This is a genomic window from Pseudomonas sp. CFBP13528 (assembly GCF_005233615.1).
In the GTDB taxonomy this organism is placed as follows: Bacteria; Pseudomonadota; Gammaproteobacteria; order Pseudomonadales; family Pseudomonadaceae; genus Aquipseudomonas; species Aquipseudomonas fluorescens_AM.
In genome coordinates this window covers 32,471-45,464 of record NZ_QGAJ01000002.1, presented here as the reverse complement: position 1 = coordinate 45,464, position 12,994 = coordinate 32,471, and the positions used below count along the sequence as shown (strand labels likewise).

Annotated in this window: 19 protein-coding genes; 10 read left to right on the top strand and 9 right to left on the bottom strand. The window is 57.7% G+C overall.

Features of this window, described 5'->3' with window-relative positions; genetic code table 11:
• Positions 1-7 precede the first annotated feature (7 nt).
• From PspCFBP13528_RS03680 to PspCFBP13528_RS03635, 10 genes are all read left to right on the top strand, one after another.
• On the top strand, positions 8-214 hold the full coding sequence (locus PspCFBP13528_RS03680; protein WP_137199662.1) for a hypothetical protein: 207 nt from the start codon (positions 8-10) through the stop codon (positions 212-214).
• A 114-nt stretch (positions 215-328) separates the two neighbouring features.
• On the top strand, positions 329-697 hold the full coding sequence (locus tag PspCFBP13528_RS03675) for a type III secretion apparatus protein RspB (RefSeq protein ID WP_137199661.1): 369 nt from the start codon (positions 329-331) through the stop codon (positions 695-697).
• A 5-nt stretch (positions 698-702) separates the two neighbouring features.
• The gene (gene sctJ, locus PspCFBP13528_RS03670) at positions 703-1,503 is read left to right on the top strand and encodes a type III secretion inner membrane ring lipoprotein SctJ (RefSeq protein WP_137199660.1); all 801 of its coding nucleotides are present in this window, start codon (positions 703-705) and stop codon (positions 1,501-1,503) included.
• A 13-nt stretch (positions 1,504-1,516) separates the two neighbouring features.
• Entirely contained in the window at positions 1,517-2,062 is a 546-nt protein-coding gene (locus PspCFBP13528_RS03665) for a type III secretion protein (protein WP_137199659.1), read from the top strand.
• A gap of 11 nt (positions 2,063-2,073) precedes the next feature.
• Positions 2,074-2,679 carry a type III secretion system stator protein SctL gene (gene sctL / locus PspCFBP13528_RS03660; protein ID WP_137199658.1) on the top strand — a complete coding sequence of 202 codons (606 nt, stop codon included), beginning with the start codon at positions 2,074-2,076 and terminating at the stop codon, positions 2,677-2,679.
• A gap of 20 nt (positions 2,680-2,699) precedes the next feature.
• Positions 2,700-2,918 carry a type III secretion protein gene (locus PspCFBP13528_RS03655; protein ID WP_137199657.1) on the top strand — a complete coding sequence of 73 codons (219 nt, stop codon included), beginning with the start codon at positions 2,700-2,702 and terminating at the stop codon, positions 2,916-2,918.
• A 1-nt stretch (position 2,919) separates the two neighbouring features.
• On the top strand, positions 2,920-3,312 hold the full coding sequence (locus PspCFBP13528_RS03650) for a type III secretion protein (protein ID WP_137199656.1): 393 nt from the start codon (positions 2,920-2,922) through the stop codon (positions 3,310-3,312).
• 13 nt (positions 3,313-3,325) lie between these two features.
• The gene (sctC, locus tag PspCFBP13528_RS03645; protein ID WP_137199655.1) at positions 3,326-5,458 is read left to right on the top strand and encodes a type III secretion system outer membrane ring subunit SctC; all 2,133 of its coding nucleotides are present in this window, start codon (positions 3,326-3,328) and stop codon (positions 5,456-5,458) included.
• Entirely contained in the window at positions 5,455-5,658 is a 204-nt protein-coding gene (hrpT, locus tag PspCFBP13528_RS03640; protein WP_137199654.1) for an HrpT family type III secretion system protein, read from the top strand. The genes sctC and hrpT overlap by 4 nt, the downstream gene beginning before the upstream one ends.
• Positions 5,655-6,026, top strand: coding sequence for a transcriptional regulator (locus PspCFBP13528_RS03635; protein ID WP_241669066.1), 372 nt, complete (start codon positions 5,655-5,657; stop codon positions 6,024-6,026). Before hrpT ends, PspCFBP13528_RS03635 begins: the two co-directional genes overlap by 4 nt.
• Here PspCFBP13528_RS03635 and sctU read toward each other — a convergent pair whose 3' ends face one another.
• The 9 genes from sctU to PspCFBP13528_RS03590 are packed head-to-tail and all read right to left on the bottom strand — an operon-like array spanning position 6,027 to position 12,975.
• Entirely contained in the window at positions 6,027-7,124 is a 1,098-nt protein-coding gene (gene sctU / locus PspCFBP13528_RS03630) for a type III secretion system export apparatus subunit SctU (RefSeq protein WP_065950590.1), read from the bottom strand. It abuts the gene before it with no gap.
• Positions 7,121-7,909 (bottom strand): type III secretion system export apparatus subunit SctT, encoded by a 789-nt coding sequence (gene sctT, locus PspCFBP13528_RS03625; protein WP_065950589.1) that lies wholly within the window; start codon positions 7,907-7,909, stop codon positions 7,121-7,123. The genes sctU and sctT overlap by 4 nt, the downstream gene beginning before the upstream one ends.
• A gap of 10 nt (positions 7,910-7,919) precedes the next feature.
• Entirely contained in the window at positions 7,920-8,183 is a 264-nt protein-coding gene (gene sctS / locus PspCFBP13528_RS03620) for a type III secretion system export apparatus subunit SctS (RefSeq protein WP_057725901.1), read from the bottom strand.
• Positions 8,184-8,190: 7 nt separating this feature from the next.
• Positions 8,191-8,844 carry a type III secretion system export apparatus subunit SctR gene (sctR, locus tag PspCFBP13528_RS03615; protein ID WP_065950588.1) on the bottom strand — a complete coding sequence of 218 codons (654 nt, stop codon included), beginning with the start codon at positions 8,842-8,844 and terminating at the stop codon, positions 8,191-8,193.
• The gene (locus PspCFBP13528_RS03610; protein ID WP_065950587.1) at positions 8,841-9,854 is read right to left on the bottom strand and encodes a FliM/FliN family flagellar motor switch protein; all 1,014 of its coding nucleotides are present in this window, start codon (positions 9,852-9,854) and stop codon (positions 8,841-8,843) included. The genes sctR and PspCFBP13528_RS03610 overlap by 4 nt, the downstream gene beginning before the upstream one ends.
• The gene (locus tag PspCFBP13528_RS03605; protein ID WP_101218167.1) at positions 9,851-10,309 is read right to left on the bottom strand and encodes a type III secretion system HrpP C-terminal domain-containing protein; all 459 of its coding nucleotides are present in this window, start codon (positions 10,307-10,309) and stop codon (positions 9,851-9,853) included. Before PspCFBP13528_RS03605 ends, PspCFBP13528_RS03610 begins: the two co-directional genes overlap by 4 nt.
• On the bottom strand, positions 10,306-10,734 hold the full coding sequence (locus PspCFBP13528_RS03600) for a YscO family type III secretion system apparatus protein (protein ID WP_065950585.1): 429 nt from the start codon (positions 10,732-10,734) through the stop codon (positions 10,306-10,308). Before PspCFBP13528_RS03600 ends, PspCFBP13528_RS03605 begins: the two co-directional genes overlap by 4 nt.
• On the bottom strand, positions 10,721-12,079 hold the full coding sequence (locus PspCFBP13528_RS03595) for a FliI/YscN family ATPase (RefSeq protein WP_065950584.1): 1,359 nt from the start codon (positions 12,077-12,079) through the stop codon (positions 10,721-10,723). The genes PspCFBP13528_RS03600 and PspCFBP13528_RS03595 overlap by 14 nt, the downstream gene beginning before the upstream one ends.
• The gene (locus PspCFBP13528_RS03590) at positions 12,076-12,975 is read right to left on the bottom strand and encodes an FHA domain-containing protein (RefSeq protein WP_178084417.1); all 900 of its coding nucleotides are present in this window, start codon (positions 12,973-12,975) and stop codon (positions 12,076-12,078) included. The genes PspCFBP13528_RS03595 and PspCFBP13528_RS03590 overlap by 4 nt, the downstream gene beginning before the upstream one ends.
• Positions 12,976-12,994 lie beyond the last annotated feature (19 nt).

Genomic DNA, 12,994 nt, shown 5'->3' with positions numbered 1-12,994 from the left:
CAGTCCTATGAACTCAATTGGAAACTACCCTTCTGTGAATCCTTATTACAACAGCAAATCCGCTGGTTCCTCTGGTGCAGGCGGCGCGGGCGGCGCGGGCGAGGCGGAAGACAACTACGACAAAGGGGAAAAAATCAACGACTACACTACCAAGAAGCAACTCGAAGCCAAATTGATATCTGGTATCAACCAGGCTGCGAAAGGTTTCCAATAAGAGCTACTTACCTCTCCGGCCTATCGGCCCGAGAGGTAACCAACTCGACTCAACGGGTAGTTGTGCTGATCCCTTCCAAATATGATCTACAACCGTTAACTCAATGAGTATCCCATGCAAATAACCTCCCGCGTGCCCTCCGAAAAACACACAGATCTCGACTCCGCCAACTCCACACAAGCCACGCCGACGTGCAATGGGGATGCCTGTTTCTTTACCTCATTGCTAGAGCCCGCCTCCACGGCGAGCGCGTTCACCGGCGGAACTTATCCCTCTCCCGCAATCGCGGAGGCTGTCGCCCCGTTGAGGGATGCGAAAAAACGCATGACAACTTTATTGAGGTCAGCCAACAAAGAGCTGGACATCGAAAAATTCAGGAAATTCCCAAGCGTGTTATCCAATATTCAATTGACGTCCCAACTGTTGGTAAAGTGCCTTGCCAAGACAACTCAAGGCATTGAAAAAATATCTAACTTGCAATAGTGACCATGAAGAATTTCCTGTCTATTGCAATGCTCTTGATTGTCGCACTTATGCTGGGCGGCTGCAGCGAACGTGTTGAACTTCATCGTCAACTCTCTGAACAAGAGGCTAACGAGGTCATCGCTGAATTGGCAGACAAGCATATTCGCGCACAAAAGGTCCCGGCTAAAGATGGCGTTACCGTAACGATAAACACCCGCGACATCGGACGCGCGGTGCGCACGTTGGAGGCGGCCGGTCTGCCCAGAGTCGCCAGAACCACGCTGGGTGATACGTTTCGTAAAGAAGGCGTTATTTCTACCCCCTTGGAAGAGCGAGCGCGCTACATCTATGCGTTGTCGCAAGAACTTGAGGCCACGTTATCCAATATTGACGGTGTCATTGTTGCCCGAGTACATGTGGTATTGCCGGAACGCATTGCACCCGGAGAGCCGGTCCAACCCGCCTCTGCTTCGGTGTTCATAAAACATGATCCGCGCCTGGATCCCGATAACGTCAGCGCGCGCGTTCGGCGGATGGTCGCGAGTAGCATCCCGGGCATGGCCACAGCCATCGACAATCCACAAAAACTCACCGTGATATTCGTCCCCGCTGCCGCTTATCAGGAGCAACAACGCCTGGTGTATTTTGGCCCTTTCCTAGTGCCCGATGAGGATCTTGGTTTATGGCGAAACAGCATGACAATTTTACTCCTCGGTGTGATCGCCGTTATTGGTATTACGCTGTTTTTATACCGTCGACGTCAGCGCTTCGCGCCTGAACCAACTGCAGCCAATGAATTGAGCGGCACGGCTCATGACGTTTAGTACCGACTGTTCAATGAGTGACCATTTGGCCTGGGTTCAATGGTGGGCATTTCCCTGGAAGTATGCCCATGAAGACTGGAAAGGCCAGAACTCTAAGATTGAAACGCTTTATCAGCGCGGACGTCGGGTGCCGGTCAACCTTATGGGTGTGGCAGCCAGTTTACCCCCGGCTCCCCAACCCACCGTGCTGCGTATAGCCCTCTCCTCAAATGAACAACTTGACCTTGCCTTGACGCTGGTTCACGACACCTTTAACCCTGAGGCGGCTGCGCATTTGAATGACAGTCATCAACTGTGGTGCCTACGTCTTTCCAAGGCACTGCCTCCCGCCATGCTGTCGCCCGAAGACGATCCGTTGCGACTACTTCATAGCTGGCTCGAACCCGCCATCTGGCAGCGCATCAGATTGCGCTTCTCCCGTGAGCGCACGAGTGAAGTTGAAAAGAGACATCTATACCTTGAGAACGCGAGCAGCCGATTGGATACGCTCTGGCAAGCGGTGGTCTGGCGCGTCACGTCATTGCCAGGTGAACCGACAGCTTCTGGCTTGAACAGGTAAGGAAATCAGTCATGTTATGCCGATATGCTATTGATCTATTTAAAGACATGCCCGGGCTCCCCCGCAGCGTTATTCCCAGGGAAGAGCTTGCCAACTGGAAGCAGGCCGAGTTGCTTTTGAAGAACGCCAATGGACAGGCTGAGCAACTGTTGAGCCAGACCAAAAAAGAATGCGAAGCGCTACGCGAGAGGGCGTCGCTTGAAATCTGGCAATTCGCGGATACCCAACTTAAGCGATGGGAGCGTGACCGACAGTCCATGTGCGATAAGCTCGAACAATATGCCAGTGCAATTACCAACGAGGCTATTCGTCGTCTGCTTGATGAAACGGCGGCACCGGCCAGGCTGACCGCCCTTCTTAAACAATTGCTAGCGATCCAAGTACCGGAGGTCAGCGCTACTCTGCTCTGCCACCCTCATGATATGAATGAGATAAAACAACGCTTTGCTTATCAGAAATTTACTGTTTGGAAAGTTCAGGCTGACGAGAAAATACCGCCGAAAACACTGGTCTTGAAAACAGATGAGGGAGACTTCCGTATCAGCTGGAACTCCATGCTCACCTCTTTTCTTGAACGCGACGAAGCCATGCTTCCAAAGGACTCACACGCCGAATAACGGCCACAAGGGGAATAAGTATGAGCACACCTAAGAGCCTCTCTCACCAAGCATTAAGAAATGCCGACTCCGCCTATAAAAGTTATGACTCATTCCCTATTGAAGACATGCAAGGTGAGCAAGATGCCGAGCTATTTTACAGCCTGACAAAGCAGATGACCGTGACCAACGCGCTCTTTACTGAGAACCTCCGGATCGAGCACCAGTCTCTGAAAACAGCTATCGAAAGCTTTCAATAGAATGGACGCTCTTATCCATGATTGGTTAAACCGTCACGAACCACAACTTACGTTAGTGGAGGGTGACGACGAAATCACGCTGAACCGCCAGGACACCTTCATTTTGATTGCGGCCCAGCTGACGTCGATACCCTCAGATCACCCAACGTTATTAAGTTGGCTGCGCCTGGGCGCCGCCAGCTTGAATATTTTCCAGGGCGCGTTGATTCGAAAAGCGGACAGTGGCGAACTTTGGCTCATTCAAATCCTGCGCGATGGAATGGCGCAGGCACACGTACTCGCTTGTCTTGAAACCTTGCTCAACCAACGCGACATATGGCGTGCCACGTTCACGCGCCTGGCCCTCCCAGCCCAGCCTCCCAGACCCACCTCGCTACGTTCACGGCCGTATTAACCAGAGACTCGCCATGTATAACAAGAACCACAAGCGCCACAGCTCGCGCCAGGATTTGCCTGGTGCACCAACCATAAGAGCCTCATGGCACAGCACGCTCCTACTTTGCTGCCTGCTGGTCCCAGTGGAAAACTCGCTAGGCGCGATTCCACCTGAGTGGAAAAACACCGCCTACGCCTATGAAGCCGAACATAAACCGTTGCGCGAAGTGCTCGAAGACTTCGCCCAGACCTTTGGCACGCGGCTTCAGATCGAGGGTCTGCTGGAAGGCGACGTCAATGGCAAGATCCGTGCGAATACACCGCAGTCGCTGCTGGACAGGCTTGGCGTCGAACACCGCTTCCAGTGGTACATGTACAACAACACCCTGTTCATCAGCACGATGGACCAACAGGAATCCGCCCGCCTGGAGGTCTCGTCCGAAACCGTTTCCGACCTCAAGCAGGCGCTGACGGATATCGGACTGCTCGACAGTCGTTTCGGCTGGGGTGAGTTACCGGAAGACGGTATCGTTCTGGTTTCCGGTCCCAAAAGCTACATCGAGCAGATCAAGCAATTCAGCAGCCAGCGTCGCTCTGCGGATGAAAAACAGAGTGTGCTGACGTTCCCGCTGAAATTCGCCAATGCCGCAGACCGCCAGATAGAGTACCGCAGCGAAAAAATCATCATTCCAGGCGTCGCGACCATGCTGCGTGGGCTGTTGGATCCGCGCTCTACCTCAACGCTTTCCGGCCTGGCCCAACGTTCCGCGTCCCAGTCCCAGCCCGCACCTGTGACACCGAGTTTCCCGCGTCTGAGTAACCCGCTGCTGGGGCAAATGCTCACCCCACCTACGCCACCGGATTCCGGCATGTCGATTACACCTCGGGCGCCATTGAGCAGCAGCCGGATCCGCGTTGAGGCTGACGTACGCAACAACGCCGTTCTGATTTATGACTTGCCGGAGCGACAAGCGATGTATCACGAGTTGATCAGCCAACTCGATGTCGCGCGCAAGCTGGTGGAAATCGACGCGATCATTCTCGATATCGAGCGTACACAGTTGAATGAGTTCGGTATCAAATGGGGCTTTCAGAACAGCCGCTTCCGAGGCGGCGTCAACATGGCCCCCGGTACCGCATCGCAATTATCGATCGGAAGCCGTGACCGCTTCTACGCCGATATACGGGCGCTGGAATCCCGCGGGCTGGCCACCATGGTGTCCAACCCTTCGGTGCTGCCCCTGGAAAACCAGCCGGCAATCATCGACTTCAACCGCACTCAATACCTGACTGCCGGCACCGAAAACGCGACGATCCTGCCCATCACCGTGGGCACCAGCTTTCAAGTGGTTCCCCGAGTGATCACCAGTCGAGGCAGCCATCAGATCCACCTGGCGATAGACATCGAAGACGGTAACTTTGACGAGTCCAACCCCGAACGTATCGGCCCGGATGTACGCCGAGGCAAGGTCAGCACCCAGGCGGTGATGGCAGAGAAGCGCTCGCTGGTGGTGGGTGGGTTCCACGTCACTGAAAGCACCGACAAACAAAACAAAATCCCTGTGCTGGGAAACATACCGTTGCTGGGCAAGGCGCTGTTCTCTTCGACCGAACGACAGAACAACCGGCGTGAGCGGCTGTTCATTCTGACCCCGCGTGTAATCGGCGATCAGTCTGATCCTTCGCGCTATTTGCCCCAGGACGATCAAGTCGAGTTGCAGGCCGCGCTAAAACCCTTGGCCCGACGCTACGCTCCCCACCAGCCGGTGATTAACCGCAGCGACATCACCAGCACCCTGGCGCACCTGGTCAGTGGCGAAGTGCCCAAAGCGTTCAAGGCCGAGCCGATGCCCCTGGGACTGAATACTCTGTGCAGTACCCGCGACTTGCTGGCATTGAATACGGAACGCAGCCAGTGGTACGCAGGGCCGCAATACAACGTGGCGGTGGTGGTGCTGCGCAATCAGTTCAAGCGCAATGTTCGCATCGACGAAAAGGAATGCAGCAATTCGCAGACGCTGGCGGTCACCGTCTGGCCGCGCGCCTGGCTCAAGCCTGGCGAAGAAGCTGAAGTGTTCATCGCCATGCGCCCGGTCATCAAAGATGAACATCTGAGCGAGCCACGCCCTTCCCTGCTCACCCCAACCCGGACGACCTCACCATGAACTACAAACTGTTGTACGTCACAGTGCTGGGCATCGTATTGCTTGCCACTGGTTGCACGCCGACTTGCAAAGGCGATTCCTGCTCACGCCCGCAATCGACCAAGGACAAGATGGTGGTCTGGTGGCCACCCCAGATGCGCGTCGAACCCGGGCCCGCCGGCGAACGCTCGGACTATCAAACGATCTCTCTGGAACGATAAGCGTGAAGGGGTTGGCAGACGGTCACCTGAAGCGCCAGATACTCCTCGACGACCTGGTGAGCGGCCGCACCGCTCACCAGCAACTGTGCGCGGGAATCACATTGCGTTCGTGCGATGCCGGCGCGCGCAAGGGGGTGGCGTTACACATCGAGAACAAGGCCCTGCAATCGGGCCAGTTGGAACGCGTATTGGAGCGTCGTTTTGAACAGGCGCTGGCGTTTGACGGCTGTTACATCTATCTGGACAAACAGGGCGCACTGGTTATCTGGCACGCCCTGCCCGCCCAGCCCCAGGTGCTGGACACAATCCTCAGCCGAATGCTGTCTCTGGCCAACCTGCACGCTCTGGACCTGTCGGTTACACGCTGATCAGCGCTGCTCGAGCTCCGGCAAAGTGAGGGTCTCACGTTTGGCTTCATCATCCAGCTCACGCAAGGTACGGTAGATCAACGCCACGGCCTGCAGCGTCTCGCGAGGAATCGGCGCCCCGAGTCTTTTCTCGTAAAGTGTGCGGGCCAGCCAGACGCACTGGATGACCGGCACGTCAGCGGCCTTGGCACGGTCGATGAGTCTACGCGCCTGCGCATCCGTGCCCTTGTCCACCAACTGCGGCAACGGCGTCTTGCCGCGACGGTAATACAGGGCGACGGCAAAGTGGGTCGGGTTGACGACCAACATGTCCGACTCTTCCAGCTTGGGCAATTTGACCTTGGGTTCTTCCTGGGCCAATTGATAGGCCAGCGAGCGGCGTTGGCCTTTGACATGGGGGTCGCCCTCCATATCTTTGTATTCCTTGGTGACCTCGACCTGGGTCATGCGCATGCGCTTGGCAAAGAAGTACTTTTGCATTGTCAGGTCGGTCAGTGCCAACACCAGCAGTAATCCGAGACAGGCGTGCAGCAGATGGCGGAACAGCGCAATCAGCGCCAGCAGGTAACTTTGCAGATCGCTGTTCGCCAGATTAATCAGAGCATCCAGAGAAGGCCAGACCACCAGATACACAATCAGTCCCAGGAGAAACGCTTTGGCCACGCTCATCAACAGGTTCATCACCGACTGCGCGGAGAACATCTGCTTGAGTTGGCTCATGGGGTTGATCCGATTGAAATCGAGCTTGAGCGCGTCCGGGGCGAACAGGAACCCGATTTGCATCCAACTGCTGATCAGTTTAGTGGCAATCGCAACCCCGACCATCAACAGCGCGAAGGATAAAAAAACCACCAGCCCGTCGAACAACACCTCCTCCAGCGCTCGCACAAAAGGCTGATTGATGCGTGAAATCGGCAACACCATCATTTGCTCAAACCGTTGCAAGCTGGTTTGCGCGGTATACAGTGCGATTTCGCTGATGGCGGTCAGCACCAGTAACTTGCTCACATCCTGGCTTTGGGAAACCTGGCCTTTCTTGCGCTGATCACGCAGTTTTTTGGCCGAGGCGGGGTGTTTTTTCTCCCCCGAGTCACTCATGGCATCCCTACCTTGAACAGCAGTCCGAGGGAATGCTTGAGATCACCCAGCAAGTTCATGCGCCCGACAATCAAATCCTGCAGCAACGCAAAATACAGCAAAAGGATGCCAATCCCCGCCAGGCTCTTGAGCGGCGGAGCCAGCGTACTCACCTGCAATTGCTGACTGTAGACCCCCAGCAGCGCGATGCCGAACTCCAGCAACAGCAGCACGGCGATGAAGGGTGCGGCGTAGAGCAGCATATGCGTGAACGTATCCCCGAGCAGGGCGATAAACACGCTGAACCCATTAGGCGACGGCAGCGGGAACCACACCGTTGGCGGCCAGATCAGATAGCTGTCCCAGATCACCTGGGTCAATGCACCCAGCCCCAGCGTAACCATCAACAGAAAAATCGCCAAATGCTTGAGCAGGTGCCCGACAGGCGTCGCGTCCGGCCCCAGGGATGGGTTGAGCTGGCCTCCGGCCAATGCGCCTCGCTGGTTATCCAGCAGCGCTCCCACCGACTCGAACATCCAGAACGGCATAGACAGCAATACGCCCAGCAACACCCCAAGGGCCAGCTCTTTGAGCGCCAGGCCTGCAAGCATGAGCCCCGAATAATCCAGGCCCTCCAACGCGGCATGGATGCCTGGCGCGGGGATCAACGCCATGACCATCACGATCGTATGCCGGGGCATGCCTCGAATATGTTGAAAACTGAATGCCGCTACCAGAAAAGCACAGGGATAAATACGCGCCATGGCGATGATCAGACTCGGCAGAAACTCAAGATACAGCAGCACAGGCGCAACCTCACTGGAGGGCCGAGCGGCCAATCATGTCGAACGTCAGGTTGATCAGTTGAATCAACTCCACGCCAATCCAGCGCCCGGTCATGATCAACGTGACACCCACCGCTACCAGCTTGATACCAAACGGCAACGTCTGGTCCTGTACCTGCATCAGCGCCTGCACCAACGAGGTCAGCACCCCCACCACCACAGCCACGATCAGCGGCGGCGCCGTCAAGACCACCACCAGCAGCATGCCCTGCTTGAACAATACGATCGGTTCCATAGTCAGCTCAGAGATAGGAAAGGAACAAACTGTCGAGCAGCCGCGACCAGCCGGACACCATCACAAACAGCAGCAATTTGAGCGGCAGGGAAATGGTCATGGGTGAAACCATCTGCATACCCAGCGCCAATAAGAGGTTGGAGACAATCAGATCGATCACGATAAAGGGGATGTAGATCAGAAAACCGATTTCGAAGCCCGCCTGCAGTTGCGACAAGACATAGGCAGGAATCAGCAGGATCAGGTCTTCACGCCGGACCTCCTGGGCCATTTGCGCGGGCCAAAGGCGTTGCGTGTTTTCCAACAGGTGAGTGAGTACGTCGGGGTCGAGATTGCGCAGCATGAATGCACGCAACGGCTTGATGGCCTCTGCGCCTGTCTGCAGCACCGTCTGCACATTGCTCGTGTCCAGTGGAGAAATCTTCAGACTTTCGGCGATCTGGTAGCCCACCGGCGCCATGATAAATAGCGACGCGGCCAATGCGATGCCGTTGATCGCCATACTGGGTGGCACCTGCTGCACGCCGATGGCGTTACGGGTGATCATCAGCACAATCACGATCTTCAGAAACGATGTGCAGATAATCAACAGCATCGGCATCAGCGTCAGCGTGGCGAGAAACAGCGCGAGAACGAGGGGGTCCAGCCCCTGAAGTATCATCGGCCGAAGAGCACGCGGGACAACTGCAACCCCAGACGGCCGTCGACCTCCACCAACTGGCCCTGCCCAATCGGTCGATCGCCGTAATACAGGCCCGCCAGGCCAGGCGCGTAACCGGTAATACCCAGCACGGAGCCAGGGCCCAGATTGCGCAACTCACCCAGCGTGAGATTCAGTGTGCCGCAGCGAACATTCAGCGCCATGCTCAACTCATCGAATGGCTCGTGGCCAAAGATATCCACCACGGGTTCATCCTGCGCATCCTCGGAGTACGGGTGCGCTGCAAAATTCTCGTCCACAGACGTGTCCTCGATAGAAGAAAGGGTCAGGCACATGGTCCCGTTTTCATCGTCAATAGTGCCCCGCAGCCGATGCCTGCCAACCTGGATATACCCGCTGCCCTGCGCCTGGAACAGGGTCAGTTCAGGGACCAACACATCACCGGCGCGCAGGCTGCGTACCTGTGCAATTGTCAGGCGCACGCGTCCCAGAGTTACGGCAATCGCCAGTTGGAGCCGCGCCGGCAGCGGTGCAGCGATAGAACGCCATGGGGCGGCTTCGCACAACGCGAGGAAGCTTTCAGCGCTCAGCCACACATAGCCCGTGGCCCGCGAAGCGCCCAGGGACACGCTGAGCCGACAGCCGAAGCCCTCGGGGCGACCGGCATCCAGCAACCGCACATAACCGAACAGGTCACGTATCTGCGGGCTCAGATAGTGCTGAAGTAATTCCCAGAACCAGGAATTCGGATCGTTGCCAGCCTGGGCCAATGTCACCGGGCATTCGCCCATCAAGCTCAATTGCGGCCCCGGCTCACTGAACGCTACTACCCCACAGGTGGTTTCGACGCACAACGGCTGAGCGCCAGCTGGCTCAGTGCCGGGCTCGAGGCGTAACTCGCCCCGTTGCTCGGCAACCTGGAACGGCATACGCAATCCGCGTCCCAATCGGCGCCGGGCCGCCACTGCATCAGCCCTCACCGTGCGCAAGACCAGAGGTGGCAACATCATGCCGGTGCCGAATTTGCCACGTACAGCTGCACCGGTAACGCCAGGCTTGCGGCGAGCCTGCGTTCACACTGCTGCCGTACGTCATGGAGCCAACTTGCAGTTGTCATCTGCTCCGCCTCCAGCTCGATATCCCATCCAGCCTTTTTTCGACGAATACTGGCGTTGATCCGCCCCAGACGGGGCAAGTACATGGCCACCGACAGCGGCAAGGTTGAAACGCTTTGCAGACGAGGCAGCAATTGCTCCGTCAACGCCTGGACCATGGCGAGATCACCCGATATCTTTATTTCGGCCTGTGACGCGCTACGGTCCGACTCCCGATCGTCATCACCGAACAATTGGGTAAAGAGCTGCCGTTGTTCCCAAGGCACCAAGGCGTCTACCTCGTGAACCCGTTCCTCACGGGGGTCGCGTCGACGCTGGCGTTCAGGGGGGTTGGCTGAGATCGGGTTCATATCGGTTCCTGCGTGAGTAAATTGGCCAGTTCCTGCAGCTTTTCCACCTGGCGCAGGCACAGGGTGACGTGCTTCTGTGCGATACCCACTTCCACTTCACGCTGTTCGCGCTGCCCTTGCAGCTGTTGCAGTTGGCCTTCTTCACGCCGGGTGCCGGCGGACAAGGTTTGCTCTTTGCGGCCCCAGGACTTCAGCGCCTGAAAGCTCACAACCTGCCCCTGATGCTCACTCAACAGTTGTGCAGATTGCAGGGCCTCTTCTTCGCGGGTTTTCTCAAGCGTGTCTTGCGCTTGCTGAATGTGCGCAACCAGCGCTTGCTGTGATCGTTTGGCTTCGCGCAGCTCACGCTCGGCACGGTCTGCCCGGTACCGACGCAAACGGCGCAGCGTTTCGATTTCACCCGGCAGCATTTCAGAATGGGACATAGGCGGTCAGCTCCGTCAGTTGATCCATAGTCGTGGTGAGGGACGAAGGTTCGCGCAGGTCCTGGCGCAGGAAACTGTCTACTGCCTGACGGCTGTCCACCGCCATGTCGGTCAGGGCGTCATTGCCCGCCTGGTACTCGCCCAGCTTGAGCATCAGCTCGATCTGCTGGTAGGCCGACAACAGCCGCCGCAATGCGGTACCGGCCTTGATATGCGCAGGCTCGGCGACGTTGGTGAGAATCCGCGACAGGCTGGCGAGTACGTCGACCGCTGGATAATGGCCACGCTCGGCCAGCTTGCGTGACAGCACGATATGACCATCCAGCAGCGAGCGAACTTCATCGGCCACCGGATCATTCATCGAGTCCTGCTCGATGAGCACTGTGTAGATGGCCGTGATTACCCCCTCACGCGTCAACCCGGCCCGCTCTACAAGGCGCGGCAACAGGCTGTACACCGAAGGCGGCAGACCTCCTCGCCCCAAAGGTTCGCCCGCGGCCAGGCCGATTTCGCGCTGGGCTCGCGCAAACCGCGTCAGGGAGTCGATCAGCAGCAGCACTCGCTGCCCCTTGCGTCGAAAACCCTCGGCCAATGCCGTCGCGGTAAAGGCTGCGCGGGCGCGCTCCATACTGGAACGGTCGGAGGTGGAGCACACCAGCACTGCCTTGGCACGCAATTGATCATCCAGTTCATGGTCAAGGAACTCGCGTAGTTCACGACCCCGTTCGCCGATCAAACCGAACACGATCACATCGCAATCCACGTTACGGGCGATTTCGGCCAACAACGTCGTCTTGCCACAACCTGCCCCTGCAAACAGCCCGACGCGCTGGCCTTCCCCCAGCGTCATCAGGCCATCAATCGAACGCACGCCCGTGGCCAACGCGCGGTTGATACGCGGCCGTTCCGTGGGCAACGGCGCCTCGCACAGCACCGGGGTTGCATCAGGCGTATCCGCCTCGGCAAACGCGCTGGGTCCGTCGCCGGCAATCGGCCGGCCGAAACCGTCCAGCACCTGGCCAAGCAGGTCATGACCCACTCGTACCCTGTGCGGCACACCAAGGCGCTCCACGCCGGCACCTACGCTCACGCCTTCCAGATTGCCCAAGGCGCTGAGCACCGCGTCCTGCTGATCGAAACCGATGATTTCGGCAAGCATGTAATCGCCAGGTTGTTTTTCAACCTGGCACAGATCGCCGATACGTGCATGGGGTAGCCGGCATTGCATCAGCATGCCGTTGACGCGCTGTATGCGACCGCGCATCGTGACGGGCGAAAAGCCATTCAACGCCGCCGATTGACTGCGTTGCCACGCCTCGAGGCGCTCTTGCAATGTGCCGGTCACCAGCGCACCTCATACCGTTGCGCACCGTCGAATACCACTTTGCTGTTGTCGATCAGCACCACGCGCAGCCCATTGACTTCATCGCCCACGAACAGTCGGGTGCCTTCCTCCAGAACCACGTGACCGTTCGGTCCGCCGATGATCTGTACGATCTTGAACGGCAGTACGCCGTCACGTACCCGCACGCGACTGATCACCGGCACAGCGGTATCGAACTCTTTGCCAAACCGATCCAGCATGCGTGCAACCACATCAACGTCCTCCTGCGAAACATCACCACTGAGGGAAATCTGGCCATTGATGACCTGCAAGCTGACCCGCAGGCCCAGCTCCCGCTCGTTGAGCATCTTCAACAATTGCTGGCGCACCTCGAACGGCGAGGCCAGCTCAGGCTTTTGAATCACCGCCGGCATCAGCGATGCCTGAGCATTGCGCTCTCCACTGAAAATAATGCCGACCGCCGCCATGAGCACGGCAAACGCAAGTGCCAGGCTGAGCAAACGCTTTTGCTGGGACGATGAAATGGACGACAGTTTCAACGCAAGCGGGGCCTGCCCCTCAGGCTCAGAAGACGGCGGTACAGCCACGGGCGCCTGCGGCCAGGGCTGATCAGCCGGGCTGACACACAGGCGAACGGAGCCAATCAAAAAGACCGTGTTCAGCGCAAGCTCGCCGATCTGCGCCAACACTTGCCCATCGCTGTCTTTAAGCAGTCCAGCCTCGGCCTGCACTGACCATCGATCATCGGCCAAGCGCAAACGTGCGTGATGCTCGACGACCTCGGGATCATTCAACAGCAAATCAGCGTCCGGGTTGGCACCCAGGCTCCACTGCTCGCCAAATAACGGCAGCGCGGCGCCCTGATGCAAGCCGTCCAGCACTCGCAGCTCGAACATCATGGGGCCACCCTGGGCT

Excerpts from the sequence above, each read along its gene's own strand:
- PspCFBP13528_RS03605 (WP_101218167.1), bottom strand. The coding sequence starts at position 10,309 with ATGAACCCGATCTCAGCCAACCCCCCTGAACGCCAGCGTCGACGCGAC.
- PspCFBP13528_RS03665 (WP_137199659.1), top strand. The coding sequence starts at position 1,517 with ATGAGTGACCATTTGGCCTGGGTTCAATGGTGGGCATTTCCCTGGAAG.
- sctU (WP_065950590.1), bottom strand. The coding sequence starts at position 7,124 with ATGAGTGACTCGGGGGAGAAAAAACACCCCGCCTCGGCCAAAAAACTG.
- PspCFBP13528_RS03650 (WP_137199656.1), top strand. The coding sequence starts at position 2,920 with ATGGACGCTCTTATCCATGATTGGTTAAACCGTCACGAACCACAACTT.
- PspCFBP13528_RS03680 (WP_137199662.1), top strand. The coding sequence starts at position 8 with ATGAACTCAATTGGAAACTACCCTTCTGTGAATCCTTATTACAACAGC.
- sctL (WP_137199658.1), top strand. The coding sequence starts at position 2,074 with ATGTTATGCCGATATGCTATTGATCTATTTAAAGACATGCCCGGGCTC.
- PspCFBP13528_RS03655 (WP_137199657.1), top strand. The coding sequence starts at position 2,700 with ATGAGCACACCTAAGAGCCTCTCTCACCAAGCATTAAGAAATGCCGAC.
- PspCFBP13528_RS03610 (WP_065950587.1), bottom strand. The coding sequence starts at position 9,854 with ATGATGTTGCCACCTCTGGTCTTGCGCACGGTGAGGGCTGATGCAGTG.
- PspCFBP13528_RS03600 (WP_065950585.1), bottom strand. The coding sequence starts at position 10,734 with ATGTCCCATTCTGAAATGCTGCCGGGTGAAATCGAAACGCTGCGCCGT.
- PspCFBP13528_RS03675 (WP_137199661.1), top strand. The coding sequence starts at position 329 with ATGCAAATAACCTCCCGCGTGCCCTCCGAAAAACACACAGATCTCGAC.
- sctS (WP_057725901.1), bottom strand. The coding sequence starts at position 8,183 with ATGGAACCGATCGTATTGTTCAAGCAGGGCATGCTGCTGGTGGTGGTC.
- hrpT (WP_137199654.1), top strand. The coding sequence starts at position 5,455 with ATGAACTACAAACTGTTGTACGTCACAGTGCTGGGCATCGTATTGCTT.
- sctC (WP_137199655.1), top strand. The coding sequence starts at position 3,326 with ATGTATAACAAGAACCACAAGCGCCACAGCTCGCGCCAGGATTTGCCT.
- sctJ (WP_137199660.1), top strand. The coding sequence starts at position 703 with ATGAAGAATTTCCTGTCTATTGCAATGCTCTTGATTGTCGCACTTATG.
- PspCFBP13528_RS03590 (WP_178084417.1), bottom strand. The coding sequence starts at position 12,975 with ATGTTCGAGCTGCGAGTGCTGGACGGCTTGCATCAGGGCGCCGCGCTG.
- sctR (WP_065950588.1), bottom strand. The coding sequence starts at position 8,844 with ATGATACTTCAGGGGCTGGACCCCCTCGTTCTCGCGCTGTTTCTCGCC.